Source organism: Olivibacter sp. SA151 (assembly GCF_054130995.1).
In genome coordinates, this window is record NZ_CP096391.1 from 1128199 (window position 1) to 1151016 (window position 22818).

General features: G+C 43.9%; 14 protein-coding genes. All 14 read left to right on the plus strand.

The features are described 5' to 3' along the window. The first annotated feature begins 16 nt into the window (after window positions 1–16). The 14 genes from M1D52_RS04340 (at window position 17) to M1D52_RS04405 (ending at window position 22817) form a co-directional block, all read left to right on the plus strand. The gene (locus M1D52_RS04340) at window positions 17–1174 is read left to right on the plus strand and encodes a glycoside hydrolase family 88/105 protein (protein ID WP_013663779.1); all 1158 of its coding nucleotides are present in this window, start codon (window positions 17–19) and stop codon (window positions 1172–1174) included. 55 nt (window positions 1175–1229) lie between these two features. Continuing rightward, on the plus strand, window positions 1230–1538 hold the full coding sequence (rhaM, locus tag M1D52_RS04345) for an L-rhamnose mutarotase (RefSeq protein ID WP_013663778.1): 309 nt from the start codon (window positions 1230–1232) through the stop codon (window positions 1536–1538). 99 nt (window positions 1539–1637) lie between these two features. Beyond that, entirely contained in the window at window positions 1638–4391 is a 2754-nt protein-coding gene (locus M1D52_RS04350; protein WP_437394251.1) for a glycosyl hydrolase, read from the plus strand. A 262-nt stretch (window positions 4392–4653) separates the two neighbouring features. Next, window positions 4654–5964 (plus strand): Gfo/Idh/MocA family protein, encoded by a 1311-nt coding sequence (locus tag M1D52_RS04355; RefSeq protein ID WP_437394250.1) that lies wholly within the window; start codon window positions 4654–4656, stop codon window positions 5962–5964. A gap of 28 nt (window positions 5965–5992) precedes the next feature. After that, window positions 5993–6736, plus strand: a complete 744-nt coding sequence (locus M1D52_RS04360) for a 3-keto-disaccharide hydrolase (RefSeq protein ID WP_437394249.1) — start codon at window positions 5993–5995, stop codon at window positions 6734–6736. Window positions 6737–6767: 31 nt separating this feature from the next. Then, window positions 6768–9407 carry an alpha-L-rhamnosidase gene (locus M1D52_RS04365; RefSeq protein WP_437394248.1) on the plus strand — a complete coding sequence of 880 codons (2640 nt, stop codon included), beginning with the start codon at window positions 6768–6770 and terminating at the stop codon, window positions 9405–9407. Between the two features lie 944 nt (window positions 9408–10351). Continuing rightward, window positions 10352–10918: an RNA polymerase sigma-70 factor gene (locus M1D52_RS04370; protein WP_013663773.1), complete on the plus strand. Its 567-nt coding sequence runs from the start codon at window positions 10352–10354 to the stop codon at window positions 10916–10918. A 109-nt stretch (window positions 10919–11027) separates the two neighbouring features. Beyond that, on the plus strand, window positions 11028–12203 hold the full coding sequence (locus M1D52_RS04375) for a FecR family protein (protein ID WP_013663772.1): 1176 nt from the start codon (window positions 11028–11030) through the stop codon (window positions 12201–12203). Between the two features lie 189 nt (window positions 12204–12392). Further along, window positions 12393–15863, plus strand: coding sequence for a TonB-dependent receptor (locus M1D52_RS04380; protein ID WP_437394247.1), 3471 nt, complete (start codon window positions 12393–12395; stop codon window positions 15861–15863). A gap of 34 nt (window positions 15864–15897) precedes the next feature. Next, window positions 15898–17376, plus strand: coding sequence for a RagB/SusD family nutrient uptake outer membrane protein (locus tag M1D52_RS04385; protein WP_437364893.1), 1479 nt, complete (start codon window positions 15898–15900; stop codon window positions 17374–17376). A gap of 143 nt (window positions 17377–17519) precedes the next feature. Further along, on the plus strand, window positions 17520–17675 hold the full coding sequence (locus M1D52_RS04390; RefSeq protein ID WP_165447069.1) for a hypothetical protein: 156 nt from the start codon (window positions 17520–17522) through the stop codon (window positions 17673–17675). Window positions 17676–17807: 132 nt separating this feature from the next. Then, window positions 17808–20504 carry a c-type cytochrome gene (locus M1D52_RS04395; RefSeq protein ID WP_437394246.1) on the plus strand — a complete coding sequence of 899 codons (2697 nt, stop codon included), beginning with the start codon at window positions 17808–17810 and terminating at the stop codon, window positions 20502–20504. After that, window positions 20501–21583 carry an aldose 1-epimerase family protein gene (locus tag M1D52_RS04400; protein WP_437364889.1) on the plus strand — a complete coding sequence of 361 codons (1083 nt, stop codon included), beginning with the start codon at window positions 20501–20503 and terminating at the stop codon, window positions 21581–21583. The genes M1D52_RS04395 and M1D52_RS04400 overlap by 4 nt, the downstream gene beginning before the upstream one ends. Window positions 21584–21602: 19 nt before the next feature. Continuing rightward, window positions 21603–22817 carry a hypothetical protein gene (locus M1D52_RS04405; protein WP_437364887.1) on the plus strand — a complete coding sequence of 405 codons (1215 nt, stop codon included), beginning with the start codon at window positions 21603–21605 and terminating at the stop codon, window positions 22815–22817. The last annotated feature ends 1 nt before the right edge of the window (window position 22818 follow it).

The window sequence follows — 22818 nt, forward strand, 5'->3', positions numbered from 1 at the left end:
CTAATAACTAATAACGATGAATAAAATACGCAATAGAAACTTACGGAAAACGCTAACAACACTATGCTGCTTGTTAGTGATTGGCTTACCTGGTTATGGGCAAAAATTGCCAAAGAAAGACGAAATATTACAGCAGCTTCGGCTGGCTAATAACTATTTTATGGAGAAATGGCCCGACGCGGGGAAAACAATCATTACGAATAAAGAGCGCCCGGCGAATATCTGGACCAGGGCGGTGTATTACGAAGGCTTGATGGCATTGTATACAATTGATGCTGATAAGCGTTACCACAACTACGCTACGCAATGGGGAGAAAAACACCAATGGGCACCTGCACGTGATTTGTTTACGCGCAATGCGGATAACCAATGCTGCGGTCAAACGTATATCGACTTGTATCGCTTAGATAAGCAAGCTATTCAGATCAAAGCGATTAAAGATAACATCGATGCGATGGTCAATAGCGATCAGGTAAATGATTGGGATTGGATCGACGCCATACAAATGGCTATGCCTATATTCGTAAAGTTGGGAGTAACCTATAATGAACCGAAATATTTTGATAAAATGTACGCACTGTATGCGTATACTAAATACAAAGAGGGCGGAAATGGTTTATACAATCCCGAAGATAAACTGTGGTGGCGCGATAAGGATTTTGTTCCGCCTTACAAAGAACCAAATGGTGAAGATTGCTACTGGGCACGTGGTAATGGCTGGGTAATAGCGGCTTTGGTGCGGGTCTTAGACGAATTGCCAAAAAGTGACGCGCATTATCAGGAATATTTAACGGATTTGACCAATATGCTAGCGGCATTGGCTCCTCTGCAACGGAAAGACGGCTTTTGGAATGTAAGTTTACACGATCCTACGCACTTTGGAGGGAAGGAAGCGACGGGAACAGCGCTATTTACCTACGGAATGGCTTGGGCGATCAATAAAGGCTTGGTGGATAAAAAGGTATACTTGCCGATCGTAACCAAGGCTTGGAAAGCGTTGTCAAAGGAATCCTTACATAAGAATGGTTTCTTGGGGTATGTACAAGGCACCGGAAAAGAGCCGAAGGACGGCCAACCGGTTACCTATACCAGCAAACCCGACTTCGAGGATTACGGCTTGGGTTGTTTTCTACTGGCCGGAACGGAAGTGTATAAATTAGCTAATAGCCTTTAGACATAAGGCATTAGCGATGTGTTAACTGCTAATAGCTATAAGCTAATACCTCAAAATGAAAATCGCTTTTAAAATGAAATTAATGCCGGGATTCCAAGAGGAATACAAAAAAAGGCATGATGAAATATGGCCGGAAATAAGCGCACTGCTAAAAGAAACAGGCGTAGCCGACTATTCTATTTTTTTGGACGAAGAAACGAATACCTTGTTTGCGGTACAAAGGCAAAATGGCAGTTCTTCGCAGGATCTGGGAGATCACCCATTGGTAAAAAAATGGTGGGCCTATATGGCGGATATTATGGAAACAAATGCAGATAACTCGCCCGTGAGTAAACCTTTGAAAATGGTGTTTCATTTGGAGTAGACAGTAGTTAATAGGGAGTAGTTAATAGGGAGCAAGGAGTATGACCAGTTCCCAACTAACAGGTTCCCAACTAACAGGTTCCCTTGTTCACTAATAAAGATGTTAAAAAAACTTCAATACATATTCATTATAAGTCTCGCGCTAACAGCAGGATGCCAGCGCGAACCCGATACCCTTTGGCCGGAAGTTACTAAAGAGATGAAACCTTGGACGCGCTGGTGGTGGATGGGAAATGCGGTAGATAGTGCAAACTTACGTAGCCTCCTTCAGGAATATCAACAACGCGGTTTTGGCGGGGTAGAAATTGCACCCATATATGGAGCAAAAGGTTATGAAGATCAATACATAGAACACCTTTCGGACGAGTGGATGAAGCGCTTACGGTTTACCTTGCAAACGGCCGATAGCCTGGGGATGGGGGTCGATTTAACTAATGGTACCGGTTGGCCTTTTGGCGGACCGCAAGTTGATACAGCCGATGCGGCTACCAAGCTAATAGTAGGCACGTATAAATTACAAGGGGAACAACCGTTGCAAAAAAAGATTAGGTCTTCAGATCCGAAACAACCCAACGCTCCCTTAATCTCTTTAACCGCATATGGTCCCGATAATAAAACGCTTTTATTGACAGATAAAGTGGATAGCTCCGGTACACTCCATTGGATGGCCGATAAGGGCACGTGGGAATTATATGCTTTATTCCTAGGTAAAACTAAGCAGCAGGTTAAACGTGCCGCACCAGGTGGTGAAGGTTTAACGCTCGATCACTTTTCGAAAGGGGCACTGGATCGCTATCTTCAACCGTACACACAGGCATTAGGTAAAGAGCGTATTGGAATAAGGGCTTTCTATAACGATAGCTATGAGGTGTATGGAGCAGACTGGACGGAAGCACTGTTTAAAACCTTCCGAGCTAACCGAGGTTACGATCTACGGTATTATGTACGCGATTTGCTAAGTCGGGATTCAACCGAGCAGGTCGCGCGTATCAAATCTGATTATCGCGAAACGGTGGCAGAGATGCTTTTAGATAATTTTACCAGGCATTGGACTCATTGGGCGCATGAACAGCATGGTATTACAAAAAACCAAGCGCACGGTTCGCCAGGTAATCTCTTGGATTTATATGCGGCGGTGGATATACCGGAGGCAGAAACCTTTGGTTCGAGTTATTTTCCGATACCGGGGCTGCGTCGTGATAGCGCCGATATACGTAATGTGGATCCCGATCCAATGATGTTAAAATTCGCTTCTTCCGCTGCGCATGTAACCGGTAAGAATCTGGTGTCGAGTGAAACCTTCACCTGGCTGACGGAACACTTTAAAACGTCCTGGGCGCAATGTAAACCGGAAGTGGACCAAGTGTTTTTGGCCGGGATTAATCATGTGTTTTACCACGGTACGACTTATTCTCCGCGAGAGGTGCCTTGGCCGGGATGGCTCTTTTATGCGTCCGTGAATTTTGTGCCGGCTAATAGCTTATGGAGCCATTTGGACGGGATGAACCGATATATTACCCGTGTACAGTCGATCCTCCAATCGGGAAAAGCGGACAATGAATTACTGATTTATTGGCCGATCTATGATATATGGCATCAGCCAAAGGGAGCTTTAAGGGCCTTGAAGGTTCACGATATCGATGAATGGTTACATCCTACTGAATTCTATAAGCAGGCTTTGCAATTACAGGAAGAAGGCTATTCTTTCGATTTTGTATCCGATCATTTGCTTGAAAAGCTGCAGGTTCAAGATGGAAATTGGGTGACAGGTAAGGAGTCCTTACCTTATCGTGCTTTATTGATACCGAAAACCGATAAAATGCCCGTAGAAACCTTAGAAAGACTTATTCACTTGGCGGAAAATGGCGCTACGCTTATTTTTCAATCCTTGCCGAAGGATGTTCCCGGTGCTCACGATCTGGAAAGGCGTAGAATGAAACTTGCTCAGGTCTTGGAAAATATAAAGAAGATGTCGAGGCAACCGAAGGTTGGTAAAGGTAAAATTTTAGTGAAAGAAATCTTGCGTGACGGTCTCCAGGAAGTAAGTTTGCCCGGGGAAGCCTTGGTGAAGACAGGACTGCGATTTGTTCGGCGGAAAGTTGGAACAGGTCACTATTATTACCTGGTCAATTTAACCGGAAAACGGGTGGACGAATATGTAACATTTAATGGAGCAGGTGCTTCTTGGTATATTTTGGATCCCCTTTCGGAAAAAACCGGAAGAGCAGCAATCATGTCTAAAAATAACCAACTGAAAGTGAGGGTACAGTTGGACCCCGGTGAATCTTGGATTTTGGCAGGCTTACATAAAGAGCACCAAGAACTGGTAGATTGGCAATACCTCGAAAAACCCACTGCGTCTATCGCTATAGAAGGAAAATGGCGATTAACCTTTAAGGATGGGGGGCCAACGATTCCAAAAGCACGAAATCTGGATCGCCTGATGCGGTGGACAGATCTACAAGATAGCGCAGCAAATAATTTTGCCGGAAAAGCCGTTTACATGTCTACTTTTGAATTACCAGCAGGCTCCGCAAAGGAATATGTTTTAAAGTTGGACAGCTTATTTGAAAGTGCTCGTATAAAAATTAATGGAAAAGATGCTGGATTGATTTGGAGCCTTCCTTATAAATTAAGACTTGGAAATCTTGTTCGTCCAGGGAAAAACACCATTGAAATCGAAGTAGCGAATTTAATGGCCAATCGAATCCGCTATATGGATCGACGGAAAATGAAATGGCGGGAGTATAATGGAAGTCAATTCGTCAACATCGACTATGAACCTTTCGACGCGTCAAACTGGAAAACAAGTCCTGCCGGCTTAGCGGGTCCGGTGTATATCGAATGTTACTAAACTGTTTCATGTGAAACTTGAACATATCATTTTGTAAGATTAATCATCTTATTAAGCGTTAATTTATTATTTTCAGGTATATTAAGGGTTTCTTTCGTGGAGACCCTTAGTCTTTTTACAGGACGGTACAGGTTGCTGCGCTTCTTGTTTTAACCTTTATTTGCTAAAACGTATACGCTTCCATGGAATCGTTGTGTTTCAACAATGCTGATTTTTTTACGCGGTTATTTTTTATACTTTAGTGAACTAAACAAACCGTATTATGATGAAGTATAACCAGTTTAAACCGCAAAAAACGGATAGAAGAACATTTTTGAGAAAATCAAGCTTGCTAGTGGCAGCGGGTACTTTGGCTTACCGTCAACCTTCATTCGCTGCTTGGCAGGTGAAGGAATCCGTGTTGAAGGTAGGATTGATCGGTTGTGGCGGTAGGGGGACAGGCGCTGCAGCTCAAGCTTTACAGGCAGATCCCCAGGTGCATATTACTGCCATGGGCGATATCTTCGAAGATCGTCTGGAACAGGCGCTCAACGCGTTGTCGCAAATAGATGAGAAACGGGTGAAGGTGGACAAGAAGCACCGTTTCATCGGGTTCGACGCTTATCAAAGGGTATTGGAGGCCGATGTGGATGTCGTATTGTTGGCTACACCTCCCGGATTTAGGCCTGATCATTTAGCCGCAGCAGTAAAAGCAGGGAAGCATATTTTCTGCGAAAAGCCCGTGGCTGTTGATGCGCCTGGTGTGCGTAAAGTGCTTGATGCCGTGAGGCAGGCAAAAGAGCAGCGTTTATGCCTCGTCTCCGGCTTTTGCTTTCGTTACGATTGGGCGAATAGAGCGGTATTCGGTAAAGTGCTTGATGGCGAGATCGGTTCGGTAAACACGGTGTCAACTTTTAGGAATGGAGGCGAGTTATGGTCGATTCCCCGACAACCGGATTGGTCTGAAATGACTTATCAATTGCGAAACTGGTATTATTATAACTGGCTTTCCGGTGATTTTATTGTAGAACAGGCCGTTCATAGTTTGGATATGATGTCGTGGGCAATGGGTGACAAGATGCCTGTAAAAGCAACCGGTACGGGTGGTCGTCAGGTTCGTACCGACGAGATCTACGGAAATATTTATGACCATTTTGCCATTGAATTTGAGTATGAAAATGGTGCACGTGGTTTTCACTTTACCAGACAACAGGCCGGCACGTCCAATAGAAATAGCGTTGAGGTCTTGGGAAGCGACGGCCGGGCTGTCGTTAATATAGGCGGTCCGATTGAAATTATAGGGAAAAACAATTGGAAGTATCGAGATAAAAAGAATAACATGTACCAAACCCAGCACGATGAGTTGTTCGCCGCCATACGCAAGGGTACACCCGTCAATGACGGCGAGTGGATGGCCAATAGTACCATGCTGGCTATTTGGGGTCGGATGGTGGCTTATAGCGGGCAAACGATCACCTGGGAGCAAGCCATTCAATCGGAGCACCGTTTAGGGCCCGCCATCGAGGAATATGCCTGGGATCTAAAATGGGAAGGCCCGGAAATAGCCGTACCGGGAAAAACGAAGTTTGTCTAGCCGGGCGAGAGCTAAAATGATTTTAACGATGAAGATATATAAATTTGTGCTTCCGCTGCTTTTGGCGCTCTGCTCGAATCATTTGCGAGTGTATGCGCAATCAGAAAGTTTGAGCTTTGGCCACACTGTTGCTTTGGAAAATATAATAAATAAGGAAGCAGGAGGGGAACATACCCTAAGATGGCTTAATGTCAACACGGACCCCGGTACTTGGTGGGTGGATGGCGAGCTTTTGAAATGTACAGGAAAGCCGATCGGCGTCATGCGTTCTGAAAAAATATACGAAAATTTTATACTGCACGTCGAGTGGTGCCATATGGAGGCGGGAGGAAACTCGGGTGTCTTTATATGGAGTGATGCCAAGCCGGACGCAAAAACTCGTCTTCCAGCCGGGGTTGAAGTCCAAATGTTGGAGCTTGATTGGGTCAATCAACACCTGCAGGATGGACGAAAACCGCCGATAGCCTATGTGCATGGTGAGCTTTTCGGTGCCGGTGGAACGACAACAATACCGGATAACCCGCGAGGTGAGCGAAGTAAATCCATAGAAAACCGATGTAAAGGAAAGGGAGAATGGAACACCTATGATGTGATATGTGTAGACGGAACGGTGAAACTTTCTGTTAACGGTCGTTTTGTAAATGGCGTGCGCAATGCATCGTCTAAAAAAGGCTATCTCTGTCTCGAATCGGAAGGTGCTGAAATTCACTTTCGCAATTTCAAAATTATAGAACTCCCGCCAAATGCGGACGTCCCAAAACCTAATCTTTAAAAATCAAAAACAACAAATTTATAATATAATCATGCATTCCTGTAAATCTTTTACCCTTATAGGTGTCCGTTTTTTTGCCATTCTACTCGTTTTATTCGCTTATGGAAATTTAGCTGCACAAGAGGTTAGACTCGTTCACTTGCAGGTTGAACATCTTCCGTCGCCTCTTGGTATCGATCAGGAGCATCCCCGATTTACGTGGAGATTTGAAACTGCAAAGCAAGGTTTCAAACAATCGGCTTATGAAATATATGTCAATAGCGATTCCGTTGCAACGCAGCGAGGCGAGGGGAACTTATATCAAAAGGGGAAGATTGTCAGCGATCAAACACTCGCACATTATGATGGGTCAGCACTGAAAGCCTTTACGAAATATTTTTGGAAAGTGAGAGCCTGGGATCGCCAAGGTAATGTATTAGAAAGTCCTGTTAGCTCATTCGAAACAGGCATCATGCAGACGGCTAATTGGAAAGGGAGCTGGATTTCCGATGGTCAGGACATACATGTAAAACCCGCACCTTACTTTCGAAAAACGTTTACTCCATCAAAGCCGATAAAATCTGCGCGTGCTTATGTTGCAGCTGCCGGGTTGCATGAATTGTATTTAAATGGCAAACGAATCGGAGACCATCGATTGGATCCGGCATACACACGCTTCGATCGACGGAATTTGTACGTTAGCTACGATGTAACGGAGCAAATCCAACAGGACAAGAATGCGATCGGTGTCTTGCTGGGAAATGGCTGGTATAACCATCAGTCAACGGCCGTTTGGTTTTTTGATAAAGCGCCATGGCGGGCACGGCCGACCTTTTGCTTGGACTTGCGAATTACTTATGAGGATGGTTCAGTTGAAACAATTGTCAGTGATAAAACTTGGAAAACCAGTACCGGTCCTTTGGTGTTCAACAGTATTTATACAGCAGAGCATTATGATGCACGCCTAAAGCAAGAGGGGTGGAGCAAAGCCGATTTCAATGATAGTACTTGGAAAGAAGTTTTTTACCGTGCTGCACCCTCACAGCAAGTGGTATCGCAGACGATGCATCCAATTCGAAATGTGAAGCAGTTGAAGGTTAAGGATTTTAAAAAATTGAATGATACGACGTATGTCTTTGATTTTGGCAAAAATATTTCAGGCGTTACGGAACTACATATTCAAGGGGAGAAAGGGACCGTCGTTCGCCTAAAGCATGGGGAGCGACTTTATGAAAACGGACATGTGGATATTTCCAATATTGATCAACATTACCGACCTACGGATCATAGAGATCCTTTTCAGACCGACATAGTTATCCTTAGTGGAAAGCATGATCATTTCATGCCTGCCTTTAATTATAAAGGGTTTCAATACGTGGAAGTAACGGCTAACCGTCCGATAACCTTGGAAGAAGAAAGTTTAACGGCTTATTTTATGCATAGTGATGTGCCTCAGGTTGGTACTATTCATGCCTCTAATCCCGTTATCAATAAAATCTGGGAAGCAACGAACCGTTCCTATTTATCAAATTTATTTGGCTATCCAACCGACTGTCCACAAAGGGAAAAAAATGGGTGGACGGGTGATGCGCACATCGCAATTGAGACAGGCTTGTATAGCTTTGATGCCATTACAATTTATGAAAAATGGTTGGCCGATCACCGGGATGAACAGCAAGCTAACGGCGTTTTGCCTTCCATTATTCCAACAGGCGGCTGGGGCTACGAATGGGGCAATGGTCCGGATTGGACGAGCACGATTGCCTTAATTCCCTGGAATGTTTACTTGTTTTATGGTGATAATAAACTGTTGAAAGACTCCTATTCTGCCATTAAACGTTATGTCGATCATATCGATGCTCTATATCCTAGCGGACTTACCACTTGGGGTCTGGGCGACTGGGTGCCGGTAAAATCAAAATCCCCTGTGGAACTATCATCTTCAATCTACTACTATGTGGATGCAATGATTTTAGCCAAAGCGGCCAAGTTGTTCGGAAAAGAAGAAGATGCCATACATTATGAGCAATTGGCGGGAAAGATAAAGGACGCTATTAACGCAAAATATTTAAATAAGGAAACGGGAATTTACGGACAGGGCGTTCAAACTGAACTAAGTATGCCGCTCTTTTGGGGTATAGTGCCTGATGATTTACGTGCAAAGGTGGCAAAAAATCTTGCAGAGCGTGTTACAGCAGATAACTATCATTTGGATGTCGGGCTTTTAGGAACCAAAGCCATCCTAAATGCTTTAAGCGAAAATGGTTATGCTGATATAGCTTACAAAATTGCGGCTCAGGAAGATTATCCCTCGTGGGGATGGTGGATTAAAAATGGTGCGACTACGCTTTATGAAAACTGGAATATCCAATCGGCGCACGATATCTCGCTTAACCATATTATGTTCGGTGAAATTGGGGCATGGTTATATAAAGGATTAGGTGGCATTAAACCAGACCCTGAAAAGCCGGGCTTTAAACATGTTCTTATCGAACCCCATTTTGTCGAGGGACTGGAAAGTTTTGAAGCTTCGCATATAGGACCTCATGGTAAAATCACAACGCGCTGGGAAAGGAAAGGAAAACATATAAAGCTTTGGCTGACGATTCCCCCTAATAGCGATGGAACATTGACGCTACCGTCTGGAGAGAAAAGAACGTTGGCTGCCGGTAGTCATGAATTTGATATATAAGGAAAAGGAACGTTTTTTTTAGTCACTTTTTTCCGCAAAAAGTAACCAAAAACTCATCGCTTGGAACTTTGCTACAAGCGGTAGTGCATCAACGTGCAAACCGCAAATTTCCTAGGCGATATTTCAGTAGAACGGAGAGATTTTGCCAAGCAGTGTAATACTTTGTAAACGATTTAAGATCTGCAAACTATGGCACGTTTGGTTAAGAGCACATGCTATTCGCTTTCGACAATGCCGCCTCCAAAATTTACGTCATGCAGTGGGAGGCACTAACATTCCTGTAAATTTTGCAGCGGCGAGTTTCTTTGACTACTTTCTTTGCGGAAAAGAAAGTAGTTGGCGATGTCGCTGCCATTAAGCGACAAAATTAATCCTTCCTTTATATACAACACTCGAGCTTTTCTTCTCTAATGCAATAGCAAAAATTTCCGTATCTTTGTAAAGAATCTCCAACACCGAATCAACCAATCAAAAACCGTCTTTTCCCTTTAAAATTACAATCTAGAAATCCACCTCAGGTCCACCTCAAGTCCACGTTATATCCACGTTACATCCACCTGTCCTCCGTTATCCCTTTTATTTCCATCCCTGTTCCATTGCTTTTCTTTAGTACGTATCTAGTACGGCTATCACTGGAATGACTTAAGTAGGGAACTAGTTAGGTAGTGATGAGTTATAAGTGATGAACGATGAATAAACCGATAGATCATAAACTCACCGACTTGTCAGTAGGCAGATGCTGTCTAAAGCTTACCGCTTATAGCCTAAAGCCTATAGCTTATAGCCGCTAAGGCCTTGAGCTAGGGAAATAAGCTGATATCCGAAAGCTGATATCCGAAAGCTGATCACTTAAATAAATGTTTTGCAGACGCTTAAATCAGGACGGTACAGGATAGCGGTCTTACTGTTTTTATTAGTTTTGCTATCTACCGAGTTAACCAATAATGAAGCCGATTTATAAGAACCTTTCAGATATAGATTTGGTAACGCGTTTAACGAACAATGACCAAGAAGCTTTTACTGAAGTGTATAATCGTTATTGGAAAAAACTTTTAACGGTCGCCAGTAACAAAGTAGAAAGATTTGAAGACGCGGAAGAAATCGTACAGGATATTTTTGTGAATCTTTGGAATCGGCGACAGGAATTGGAAATTCATACTTCACTGAGCAATTATTTAGCAGTATCGGTTAAATATCGCGTCATCAAAATGTTGGATAAATACTTTAACAAACAGCATTACATCAATAGCTTGGTATCCAGTAGTTTTGTTGATAACTCAACGCAAGAGTGGCTGCAATTTAATGAATTGTTTAGCCAATTAAACCTTTATGTGCGCGATTTACCCGAGAAATGTAGGCTTGTCTTCAAATTAAGTCGAGATCATGGTTATTCTCAAAAACAAATTGCGGAAGAATTAAAGATTAGTGAGAAGACTGTGGAAGCTCATATGGGCAAAGCAATACGCGTTCTGCGGGCAAAACTAAGCCATTTTATATTTACCCTTCTATAACCAATACTGCTCATTTCAGCAGTACGAAAATATTTTTAATTTTTTTTTAAATCGAAGTAAGGGATTTGCTTTCCACAAAGGACATCCTTATAAAGACCAATTATTTACAATGAAATATAGCGCACGATATCAGGAACTAGCTGCGAAGTGGTTAAGTAACACGATCAGTGAGGAAGAAAAAAAAGAGTTCGCCGCCTGGTATAATGAGGGGCAGGATGAGGAGCTTATTATTCAATCAAAATTTGCCGGTAATGAAGAAGCCTATCGGAAACAGTTGTTCGACAAAATTAAGCACTTAACTTCCCTAAGTGATAACAAGGTTGGTCCGAGAAGCTTAAATAAGCGGTGGATGTATGTCGCTGCGTCTATCATTAGCCTTACGGTAATTGGAGCTTTAATTTACCTTGATAGGCCTGATACACAAAGGAAGGAATTGGTTAAAAAGGAAGGTTCGATCCCCAAAAAAGAAAGAGCTTGGAGCGATGATAAAACGATGCTGCGTTTATCCAATGGAGATGTTGTTAACCTAGACGATGTGCCTGTCGGCACGTCGCTAAATGTGGAAGGGGTAACTATACATAAGTCAGAGGAAAATGTTATCCGCTGTGTTAGTGATCGCAAAGTTTCTGCACGAGATGGGCAAGCATATAGTACCATTATTAAAACACCGGTGGGTAAAGACTATAAATTGGTATTGGCAGACGGTAGTGTGGTGTGGTTAAACGCGGCATCTGAAATTCGTTTTTCACTCCATTCATGGGGTCAGCGGCGTGTTAAACTAGACGGTGAAGCTTATTTTGCAGTGGATCCTGCCGAAGGAAAGGCCGTTCCTTTTATTGTCGAAACGAGGCAGCAAGAAGTATACGTATTGGGTACTGAATTTAATGTTGATGCTTACCGCGACGAAAAATGGGCGCGCACCACGCTTGTTAAAGGTTCTGTTAAGGTGAAGCAAATGCATACAGATGCAGTAGCTATATTAAAACCTAATCAACAAGCCAAGGTTAGCCATCATATGTCGAAAATAAAAATAAGAAGTGTCGATGCCTCCGAGATCGTTTCATGGAAAAACGGCTACTTCAGTTTTCATGATTCGGACATTCAAAGCGTATTAAAGCAGTTCGCTCGTTGGTACGGTGTCGAGGTAATCTACCGGCGAACCGAGTTTGCGGAAACCTATGTGGGTAAAATTCCACGATCATTAAGTCTGACCGAGGCGATCAGCGTATTGGAAACCGTTGGTGTGAAATGTAAAATGGAGGGTAAAAAATTAATTATTATATAATTATTCAATTCAAAAAAAGGAGGGGTCATGTATGAGCTTTAGTGTATAAAATCACAAAGCGGATTTACATAAATAAACCGATAGTGTTGCGAGCACTATCGGTCTCAATGAGGGTAAATCTGAGTCAATTAGGCATAGCGTGATGAGCTATATTCTTTAACCAAGATAAACCACAAACCTTGCAAAATTATGCAAATTAATCAATTTGACAAAAGACTGTATCTGTGCAGTCTGTGCATCAGCGCGAAGGATACTTTATTAAAAGATAGGCGCTGGTTAGAATACCTAAAAAATCTTTTTTTCATGAATATGTGGCTAGCGGTATTAACCACCGCCTGTTTGCAAACGACAGTTGCTGAAACGATTTTGGCACAAAAGGTTAGTCTAAATCAAAAAAACGCTACGGTAGCGCAATTGCTGGTCAATATTGAACAGCAAACAGGCTATACGTTCTTTTACAGAAAAAATGATATCGAGTTAATGAAGCCGCTTAATGTCTCATTGCAGAATGTCAGTGTTGAAACGGCCTTGAACTATATTTTCAAAGACCAACCCTGTAGCTTTCAAATCAAAGATAAATTAATCGTCCTTCAGAAGCGACTTGTTAACAACGAACCGGAGCAGTTATTGCAACAGCAAGAGCATACTGTTTCGGGTACCGTCACAGACTCCTCGGGGATGCCGATTCCAAGTGTATCGGTGCTTATTAAAGGTTCCACAAAAGGTACATCAACCAACACGGATGGCGTTTATCAGATCAAAGTCAACCCCGGACAAGCATTGGTATTCCGTGCTATTGGCTTTCAGGAGAAAGAGATGCAAGTAGGAGAAGAGGCTCGAATCGACGTCGTGCTGGACGCCTCATTTGAAGGACTGGAAGAAGTGGTTGTTGTTGGCTATGGTAGCCAGCAACGTCGAGATGTTACCGGGTCAGTGGCTCCTATATCGATGGAAAATGTGCGTGGGCAAGCCATATCAAGTCCGGACCAAGCACTTACGGGGCAGGTTTCCGGTGTTAATGTAAGCACCTCAAATGGTACACCTGGTGGAGGACCCCGAATACAAGTAAGGGGAATTGGTGCCATTGGTGCCGGTAGCGAGCCTTTATATGTTATTGACGGTTTTCCAATCCCTTCGTCTTCCGGACAGCAGTCTAACCCAATGAGTGCACTGAATCCACAAGACATTGCATCGATGACGGTCCTAAAAGATGCTTCGGCAACTGCCATTTATGGTTCTCGAGGCGCGAATGGTGTCATCATTATTACAACAAAGCGGGGTTCGAGTGGAAAGCCGAATATCCAGTTATCGGCAAGTACAGGTCTTCAGGAAGTACCGCAAACCGGGCGCCCGGATTTAATGAATGGACAGGAGTTCGCTCAATGGCGCAAGGAGGCGATTATGGATAAAATTCGCTTTGAAGAAGGCCGTGAACCAACATTGGAAGATGTACCGGAAATCTATCGAAATCCTGAATTAATTGGAGAGGGAACAAACTGGTTTGATGAGGTCACGCGTGTGGCCCCCATGACTGACCTTAACTTAAGCGTTTCGGGCGGTACAGAGAAGATCAAAACCTATATTTCGGCAGGCTACTTTAATCAGGAAGGGGTGATGCTGAATACGGGGTTCGACCGGTTTTCACTTCGTACCAATGTCGATGCCAATTTATCGGATCGGTTTAAAGTTGGATTGAATGTGTCGCCTTCTTTGACCTATACACGGGGCGGCGTGAGAGGTCAGGGCCGCGACGAAGGTTTTGATATTGCAAGTCCCATCCCATCCGTATACAATCCGGACGGCAGTTATAATGCTTATATCCAATCCCCGGGAACCTTCGGCGTACCCAATCCGGTAATGGTGCTGAATGAGACCACCAATAAAGCGAGTCGAATTAAGGTGTTAATGAATACCTATGCTGAGTATAGCATATTAAAAAATTTGCGGTTCAAAACAACCTTTAATGTCGATTATGAGGACGGAAACAGCGAATATTTCCGCCCGTCGATCTTAGGAAACCAAAATGCCGCCCCTCCTTCGGTACCGAGCGGACGCTTTATACAATCGAAATACTTAAACTGGTTGAATGAAAATACCTTGAATTACGACCTCAGTACCGACAATGGACATTCATTGACTGCGCTTGTTGGTTTTAGCGTTCAATCTCAGAAAAATCAATCGGCCGATTTTACAGGAAATCAGTTCCCCGATGATGATATCGAAACCCTAAACGCTGCTGCTCGCATAACCGGTGGGACGGATAAAAGTGATTGGTCTTTGATATCGTATCTCGCCAGGGCAAATTATGCGTATTTGGATAAGTATTTGGTAACCGCAACGGTACGGAGCGATGGTTCATCACGCTTTGGTTCGAATAATCGCTGGGGTGTCTTCCCTTCTTTGGCCTTAGGATGGCGGATTTCGAATGAAAATTTCTTAAAAGATGTGCCTTGGTTGAATGAACTTAAAGTACGTGCATCATACGGTTTTACAGGAAACTTTAATATTGGAAATTACTCCTATATGAGTAATATCGGAACGAATGATTATGTATTTAATGGCACTTTGGCGAGCGGCCGTGTGATGAATACTTTAGGGAATCCAAATTTAGGCTGGGAAAAAATGCGGGAATTGAATACGGGTATCGATTTCGTAGGATTCGATAATCGCTTGACTTTCAGTGTAGATTATTACCATCGCAATACACAAGACCTATTGTTAAATGTTGAGATTCCTGAATCGTCAGGTTTCAGTACCGTTACGGAAAATAGAGGCGATGTGCTGAACCAAGGTCTTGAGCTGGGCATTAATTCCGTGAACATTGCAAAAGACCATTTCAGTTGGAGCACGAATATTAATGTGTCTTTCAATCGTAATAAGGTGCTTGCATTAGGCCGAAGCAGCGATCCGATTTATTCAGGTACCAGCAGCGAGGGCAACCCGACCAATATCACAAAAATTGGCAGTCCGGTAGGTATGCTATTTGGTTATGTGGTAGAAGGAATCTATCAAAATGAAGCAGATTTGGAGCGATATCCGTCTTTCCCGGGGGCCATACCGGGTAATATGCGCTTTAAGGATGTGAATGGCGATGGGCAGATCACGCCGGTAGAAGATTTTGACGTCATTGGAAATCCCTATCCCGACTTTACATGGGGTGTTACCAACACGTTAAAATACAAACAGTTTGATTTTCGGGTATTAGTAGTAGGATCTGTAGGTGCTGAAATGCTGCGAGCAACGAACTTTTACACCGGCAATATCGATGGTGTCTTTAATGTTAGAAAAGAAATTGCCGATCGATGGCGATCGCCGGAGCAGCCAGGTAGCGGACGGGTGCCTACCACTAATGGAACTGGTCGTGGTCGTGTTATGTTTCGTGATACGCATTCGTATTCAGTGGAAAAAACCGATTATGCTTGGATAAGAAACATTACGTTGGGCTACACTTTACCCAATGGGATCGGGAAAAATAAATTTATTCAGCAGGTGCGTCTCTATGGTACGGTTCAAAATGCTTTCTTATTTACCGGATATAGCGGTAATCCGGAAGGGACGAATTACAATCGGGAAGATACAGGGGCCTTGGTACCGGGTATAGATTATTCCAATTATCCTGTCCCACGCATATTTACCTTGGGTGCGAATTTATCCTTTTAAGCTTAAACACGGACATTAAAAGAAAATTATTCTCATGAAGATCAGAATCTATATAGTAGGATGTTTGCTATTGCTTAGTGCATCCTGTAAGAATCTACTGGACGTAGAACCTTACTCATTTTCAAGTGATCAGAATTATTATCAAACGGAGGGACAGATTTTAAGAGCTGTCAATGGAGCATATGCATCCTTACAGACTTTATATACAAGTGATTTCTGGGCGCTGACCGAAATGCGCGCAGATAATACCAACTATCAGTTCGACGAAACAGATCGGGGGGCGCAGCAACGCGAGGAGATTGATGAATTCATGATTACTTCAACCAATAATTATGTCAACACGTGTTGGCGAATTTTATACGATAATATTCAACAGACCAACGTTATATTGGATCGGGTAGATGCCGTTCCTTTTGCGGATGAAACGTTAAAAAATAGATATATTGGAGAAACGAAGTTTCTAAGGGCCCTACAATATTTTTACTTAGTTCGTCTTTTTGGCAAGGTGCCTTTATTGATTCATGAAGTTGCCGAACCCGAAAAGGCCTTTTCAGAAGGACGCGCAGCGATTGAACAGGTTTATGAGCAGATTATAAGCGATGTGCAAGGAGCCGTGGCAAGTTTACCCGAGTCGTATAGCGGTGCAGAAATTGGTCGTGCAACAAAAGGCGCTGCGCTAACCCTATTGGGGGAGATTTACCTAACGAGGAAAGAATATGAGCTGGCCGCGTCCACTTTAACCCAAGTAACGACGTTAAACTATTCTTTGTTGCCTAATTATGCGGATAATTTTAATCCTGCAACAAAGAATAATGCGGAAGATGTTTTCTCTATTCAATACGATGCTGCATTACAAACTGAGGCAAGCAATTTTATTTTCATATTTGGCCCCAACAACGGGAAGATGCAGCTCACCGGCTTTCCCGGGAAACTGGGAGGAACAAACATCCCCACGCCAAGTATATGGAACGCTTATGAAAACGGCGACATTCGTAGAGATGCCTCTATTCAATTATTTGACGATCCGTCTAATGCGTCATTTCAAGAAGCGGTAGCTTTTGGTGGCAAAATCCCCTTTATTAAAAAATACTATCATCCACCTTTCTTGGAAGACGGTCGCGCTAATGAAAATTGGCCTATATACCGCTACGCTTACGTGTTACTCATGCTGGCAGAAGCGATAAACGAACAGGGAGGAGATCCTTCCCCTTATCTAAATCAGGTACGTGCAAGAGCCGGTTTACAACCACTTTCGGGTTTAAGTCAGACGGAACTTCGTGACGCGATTGCGCACGAACAAAGGGTAGAGGTTGCTTTTGAAAATCATCGATGGTTTCAACTACTTCGAACGGCTAAAGCGATCGAAGTGATAACGCAACACGGAATTGAAGAAAAGCAGCGACTATCTCGTTTAAGCAAGGCCTCCTATAACATACAGGAATATATGCTTTTATACCCAATTCCCGAGCGTGAAATTCGGTTAAATGGATTTGAACAGAATCCGGGATGGTAATCGTTTAATCAGGCACCGCAAAATGGATTTTTTTCTTTTTGCTAAAATGAGTGATGGACTAATGTTTTGTTGCTCGTTGCTACGATATTCTTCAAGGTCATTCAAGCATTTCTGAACGATTATGCCGGGATGGCGAATAGGGAATGATGGCCTTCCAGGATGAGCGTAAAGAAAATTCAGTTAGAAGGATAGGAAAAAACGTTCTGCGAAAAAGCGAAGGGATGGAATTGAGAGCGGGAGCGGCTCCGCAGAACGGTGTACGGGGAACGGAATTTTTAGCGAGAACTGGACAGCCTTGATTGTTTGGTTCTTTATGATCAAGCATAAAGAACAATCAATAAGAACAACTAATAACATAAACATCCTTTAGATGATAAATGCAGTAGCCCTGCCTTTAATGTATTATTCTAAAACAATTCAAGAAATCGTATATGCAATCATATAAGCGTAACGTGTTATGGCTGGCACTGATCATATCGTTGATCTTTGTTGGCTGTCGCGAAGAACCGGAAAAAATAATAGAAGTAGACCCTAAAGTAAAAAAAATCGTTTTGCCACCTGATTTTGTGGCCGAACATATTTATAGTCCTTCAGACAATGAATTGGGCTCTTGGGTGGCTATGACATTCGACCAGAAGGGACGAATGATCACATCCGATCAGTTTGGTTCGCTCTATCGTATCGAATTACCGCCTATCGGTTCGGATTCAACGGTGAAACCGGTAATCCAAAAACTTGACTTTCCTAAAGTGGAGGAATCCGGGAAGGATACTACTGATAAAACGATCGGGATGGGTTTCGCTCAGGGACTTTTATGGGCACATAATAGCCTGTATGTTATGGTGAATCATAAAGCAAATGACGAGTTTTCAAAGGGTAGTGGTTTATATCGCCTCCAGGACACAGACAATAACGACCAGTTTGACAAAATTACTCAATTGGTCGCATTGGAAGGGGCGGGTGAACATGGACCGCACAGCGTCGTCTTAGGTCCTGATAGTACATCCATCTATGTAGTAGCTGGCAATTTTACCGATCTCCCGCAAATGGATCACTACAAATTACCACCCACTTGGCAAAGGGATAATCTCTTCCGTATGATTTTAGACCCTCAAGGGCACGATGCGGATAGCTATGATAAGGGTGGATGGATTGCCAAAACAGATTCCGTGGGTTCGCAGTGGGAACTGATTAGTTCCGGTTTCCGAAATCCTTTTGATATTGCTTTTAATCGGGAGGGAGAGCTCTTTACTTATGATTCGGATATGGAATGGGATTTTGGAATGCCTTGGTATCGTCCGACGCGAATTTGCCATGTAACCAGTGGCGCTGAATTTGGTTGGCGAAAGGGCAATGATAAGTGGCCGGCGTACTATCCCGATAACTTACCGGCGCTGTTAAATATCGGACAAGGATCACCAACGAATCTGATGTTCGCTTATAATGCCCGATTCCCGGAAAAGTACCGAAATAGCCTGCTGGCTTTTGATTGGAGTTTTGGTATGATTTATAGCATACAGCTTGGGGCAAAAGGGGCAAGCTATCAAGCCAAAGCAGAGGAGTTCATTTCCGGCTCACCGCTCGCCTTGACCGACGGTGAAATCGGCCCGGATGGTGCCTTGTATTTTTTAACAGGGGGAAGAAAACTGGAATCAGATCTTTATCGGGTCTACTATAAGGACTTCAAAAAAATAAACCTCGATAAAACAAAAGAAAACCAGGCTCAGACAAGCTATCTGCACAAGCTTCGGAAAGAATTAGAGCAGTATCACCATGCCGCTGCTCCCGGTACGGCCGCTAAGCTTTGGCCCTATCTTAAATATAAAGACCGTTTTATACGTTATGCAGCCCGGATAGCCATTGAGCATCAACCGGTGGCAAGCTGGATAGACTTAGCCCTGCGTGAAAGAAATGTGACAACTTTAACAGAGGCGATGATCGCTTTGGCGCGAACGGGTGAGCCGGCATTACAAAGCAGCATGCTGAAAAAAATGGCAACGGTTGAGATTGCCAGTTTGCCATTGGTCATGCAGCAAAATTTGCTTAGAGCTTATGAACTGACGATCGCGCGCTTAGGTATTCCTAAAAGGCAGGACAAAGAGATGATTGTCTGGCAGCTGGGAAATTTGTATCCTTCCGGGAATAACGCATTAAATCAACAATTAAGCAAGATCTTGGTCGCCCTTGATGCCAAAGATGTGGTGGAGAAAACCGTTCCTTTATTGTATACGGCTAAAGATGATACGGCCGGTAGGGAAACCGTTACACAGTCTTCCGACCTGATTTTGCGGAACCCACAATACGGCTTGGATATTGCCAATATGTTAGCCAAAATGCCACCTGCACAGCAAATCTATTTTGCTACCGTATTGAGTGTGGCAGAAAGCGGGTGGACAACGCAACTGCGCGAGGTATACTTTAAATGGTTTTACGATGCCTTTGGATATAAAGGGGGCAATAGCTATATCGGCTTTTTGGACAGAGCGCGAAAACGGGCCTTACAAAAGGTTGGGAAAAGTGAATACGTCCATTATAATAAATTATCCGGCGATTCGCTTTTGAGTGCTACCGGCACTTCCTTGGCTTTTGAGGGAGAAGGACCAAAGGGTCCGGGTAAAAATTGGAAGATGGAGGATGCCCTGCCGATTGTCGAAAAAGACTCAGGCGATCGTGATTTTAAAAGAGGGGCAGCGCTATTTGCCGCGATTCGTTGTAAATCATGCCATACGGTACAGGGTGAGGGTGGTTCTATCGGGCCCGACTTAACGCAGCTGGGTACACGTTTTACCATGAAGGACATTTTGGAATCAGTTATCGAACCCAATAAGGTTATTTCAGATCAGTATGCCTCTACGGTCTTTACGCTGAAAGATGGCAGTTCTATTTTAGGCCGACTTAAAAATGAGGACGAAGAGAATTATTATGTATCGCAAAACCCTTATGCACCACAGGTCTTAAAGCAAATCCCTAAGAAAAGTGTGACGGCTAGCAAGATAGCAGAAGTTTCCATGATGCCTCCGGGTACGATCAATGTATTAAATCCAGCGGAGCTTAAAGACCTGATGGCCTACCTGAAGTCGGGGGGAAATGCCGAAAGTGAATTGTTCAAACCCAAGAAAGCTAAATGATGGATGACAAGCAAAGAAGCAATTGGTTAGAAAAAGTCACTAATCCCAGTCAACTGGGTGGGATAGAAACCTCGGTGTTGGATAATGGCCTTGGGGCGGGAACCCGTATTGCTTGGATTAATACCGGCGCAGGCTTGCGGTTTAAGGTCGTCATCGATCGGGCAATGGACATCGCGGAGGCCTTCTTTAATCAGCATAGCCTATCCTGGTTAAGTCGGTTAGGCGTCATGAAGGCACAACCATTTGCAGATCGCGGTACCGATTGGCTGCGAACTTTTGGAGGTGGTTTATTAGTAACCTGTGGGCTTACTCATACAGGTGGGCCCGAGCAGGATGATTTTGGTGCACGCGGTTTACACGATCAAATCAGTAATTCACCTGCTGAAATAATCGCTGTTATCCAACCGGATCTGCGTGATGCTGAACCTACGATGTCTATGACGGGAATCATCAGGCAAGGGCACCCGCTAGGGCCTAATCTTGAGCTAAAAAGGACGATTCGGGCTGTATTGGGAAAGCCCGCAATCTATATCGATGATCGTATCACCAATTACGGGAATACGGCCGTACCTCATATGCTACTCTATCACTTCAATTTCGGTTGGCCTTTAGTGGACGAAGGAAGCCGACTGTTATGGCATGGGAGCTGGGAAGCACGAGAGACGGGAGCAAAAAATAAGCTCTTTAAAGAAGGCCAAGCCTTCAAAAAATGTAGCGCGCCTTTGTCGATCCATAACGGACAAGGGGAAGAGGCTGCCTTTATCGACGTCAAGAGTGATCCGAACGGGAAATGCCAGTGTGGTGTGTATAACGAGCACCTCGGCTTGGCTGTTTCCTTATCCTTTCAAAAAAGCCAGCTTCCTTGGCTAACAAACTGGCAGCATTGGGGGCGGGGCGAATACGTTACCGGCTTGGAGCCGGGTACGCATCCACCGATTGGTCAACATAAAGCGAGAGCACAGCAGCAATTGATTTTATTGAAACCGGGCGAATCGCGTGGTTACACGCTAACGCTTGACGTGATCAGCCAACAGGCGGCTATTGAAAAGCTGCTTTCAACGTATACAGACGAATTGTAAACTTTTAAATAAATATAGGATGAATATTATTCAAAAAGCAATGGAACAGGGAGAGGGGATATTAAGATTAGCACCCAATTGGGTGCCCCGATCTTTCTGTGTACCCGGTAGGCGTATTAAATTACATCCGGACGATTACTACATATTGGGTGGCGAACGAGGGGGTGTTGACGAACGCTGGCTCTCATCCACGACACCCGCTAAAAATGGCCCATTAACAGGCGAGCACGAGGGCTTAAGCTTTATTGTGTATGAAGAGGGTTCTACCGTGCAAAAGGCCCTGCTCCGTGATGCTGTTGAACTACTCAAAGGCGAATTAATCGGTCAACGTCTATGGGATGCTTACAAAAGCTGGCCGATGTATTCCAAATTTTTTGACAATATGGGCCCACTTCCACATCATATCCATCATAATGATGAGAAAGCAGCACTCATCGGTCAACAGGGCAAACCAGAAGCCTATTATTTTCCGCCACAGCTGAATAATCATGGGGGCGACTTCCCTTATACGTTTATGGGAATCGCGCCCGGTACAACGAAGGATCAAATAAAAACTTGTTTAATGAATTTTTCAAAAGGCGATAATAAGATTACCAATTTTTCACAAGCATTCCGCTTGGAGCCTGGTACGGGGTGGGACGTCCCACCCGGTTTGCTTCACGCACCGGGCAGTTTATGTACTTATGAGCCGCAGAAAGCTTCGGATGTCTTTGCGATGTACCAATCGCTCGTCAACGAGGCCGTTATACCCGAAGAGCTATTATGGAATGGTACGCCCAAAGAGCGTATCGGCGATTTTGACGAATTGCTGGATGTGATCGATTGGGAGTTGAACGTAGATCCCCATATGATGAAAAATCGCTTCATGCGTCCTGTGCCGGTAAAATCAATGGCGGAGATGAGAGAAATGGGTTATGAGGAAAAATGGATATGTTATAAGTCTGACGCCTTTAGCGCGAAGGAACTGACCATTCTGCCAGGCCAAACGGTGACGATATATGATGGCGCCGCCTACGGATTGATTATGATGCAAGGCCGTGGAAAGCTAGGTATTTGGGAGGTTGAAACTCCGGCGCTCATTCGGTACAACCAGCTTACGAATGATGAGTTTTTCGTATCGGAAAAGGCTGCAGTAAATGGTGTTACCATCAGCAATTATTCACGTGTTGATCCGATGGTCTTATTGAAACACTTCGGTCCTGCTAATCCTGATTTAGATAAAACCAACTTTTAGG

What these genes read in the sequence shown, in the direction of transcription:
- M1D52_RS04340 (WP_013663779.1), top strand. Translation starts at nt 17, where the DNA reads ATGAATAAAATACGCAATAGAAACTTACGGAAAACGCTAACAACACTA.
- rhaM (WP_013663778.1), top strand. Translation starts at nt 1,230, where the DNA reads ATGAAAATCGCTTTTAAAATGAAATTAATGCCGGGATTCCAAGAGGAA.
- M1D52_RS04350 (WP_437394251.1), top strand. Translation starts at nt 1,638, where the DNA reads ATGTTAAAAAAACTTCAATACATATTCATTATAAGTCTCGCGCTAACA.
- M1D52_RS04355 (WP_437394250.1), top strand. Translation starts at nt 4,654, where the DNA reads ATGATGAAGTATAACCAGTTTAAACCGCAAAAAACGGATAGAAGAACA.
- M1D52_RS04360 (WP_437394249.1), top strand. Translation starts at nt 5,993, where the DNA reads ATGAAGATATATAAATTTGTGCTTCCGCTGCTTTTGGCGCTCTGCTCG.
- M1D52_RS04365 (WP_437394248.1), top strand. Translation starts at nt 6,768, where the DNA reads ATGCATTCCTGTAAATCTTTTACCCTTATAGGTGTCCGTTTTTTTGCC.
- M1D52_RS04370 (WP_013663773.1), top strand. Translation starts at nt 10,352, where the DNA reads ATGAAGCCGATTTATAAGAACCTTTCAGATATAGATTTGGTAACGCGT.
- M1D52_RS04375 (WP_013663772.1), top strand. Translation starts at nt 11,028, where the DNA reads ATGAAATATAGCGCACGATATCAGGAACTAGCTGCGAAGTGGTTAAGT.
- M1D52_RS04380 (WP_437394247.1), top strand. Translation starts at nt 12,393, where the DNA reads ATGCAAATTAATCAATTTGACAAAAGACTGTATCTGTGCAGTCTGTGC.
- M1D52_RS04385 (WP_437364893.1), top strand. Translation starts at nt 15,898, where the DNA reads ATGAAGATCAGAATCTATATAGTAGGATGTTTGCTATTGCTTAGTGCA.
- M1D52_RS04390 (WP_165447069.1), top strand. Translation starts at nt 17,520, where the DNA reads ATGATGGCCTTCCAGGATGAGCGTAAAGAAAATTCAGTTAGAAGGATA.
- M1D52_RS04395 (WP_437394246.1), top strand. Translation starts at nt 17,808, where the DNA reads ATGCAATCATATAAGCGTAACGTGTTATGGCTGGCACTGATCATATCG.
- M1D52_RS04400 (WP_437364889.1), top strand. Translation starts at nt 20,501, where the DNA reads ATGATGGATGACAAGCAAAGAAGCAATTGGTTAGAAAAAGTCACTAAT.
- M1D52_RS04405 (WP_437364887.1), top strand. Translation starts at nt 21,603, where the DNA reads ATGAATATTATTCAAAAAGCAATGGAACAGGGAGAGGGGATATTAAGA.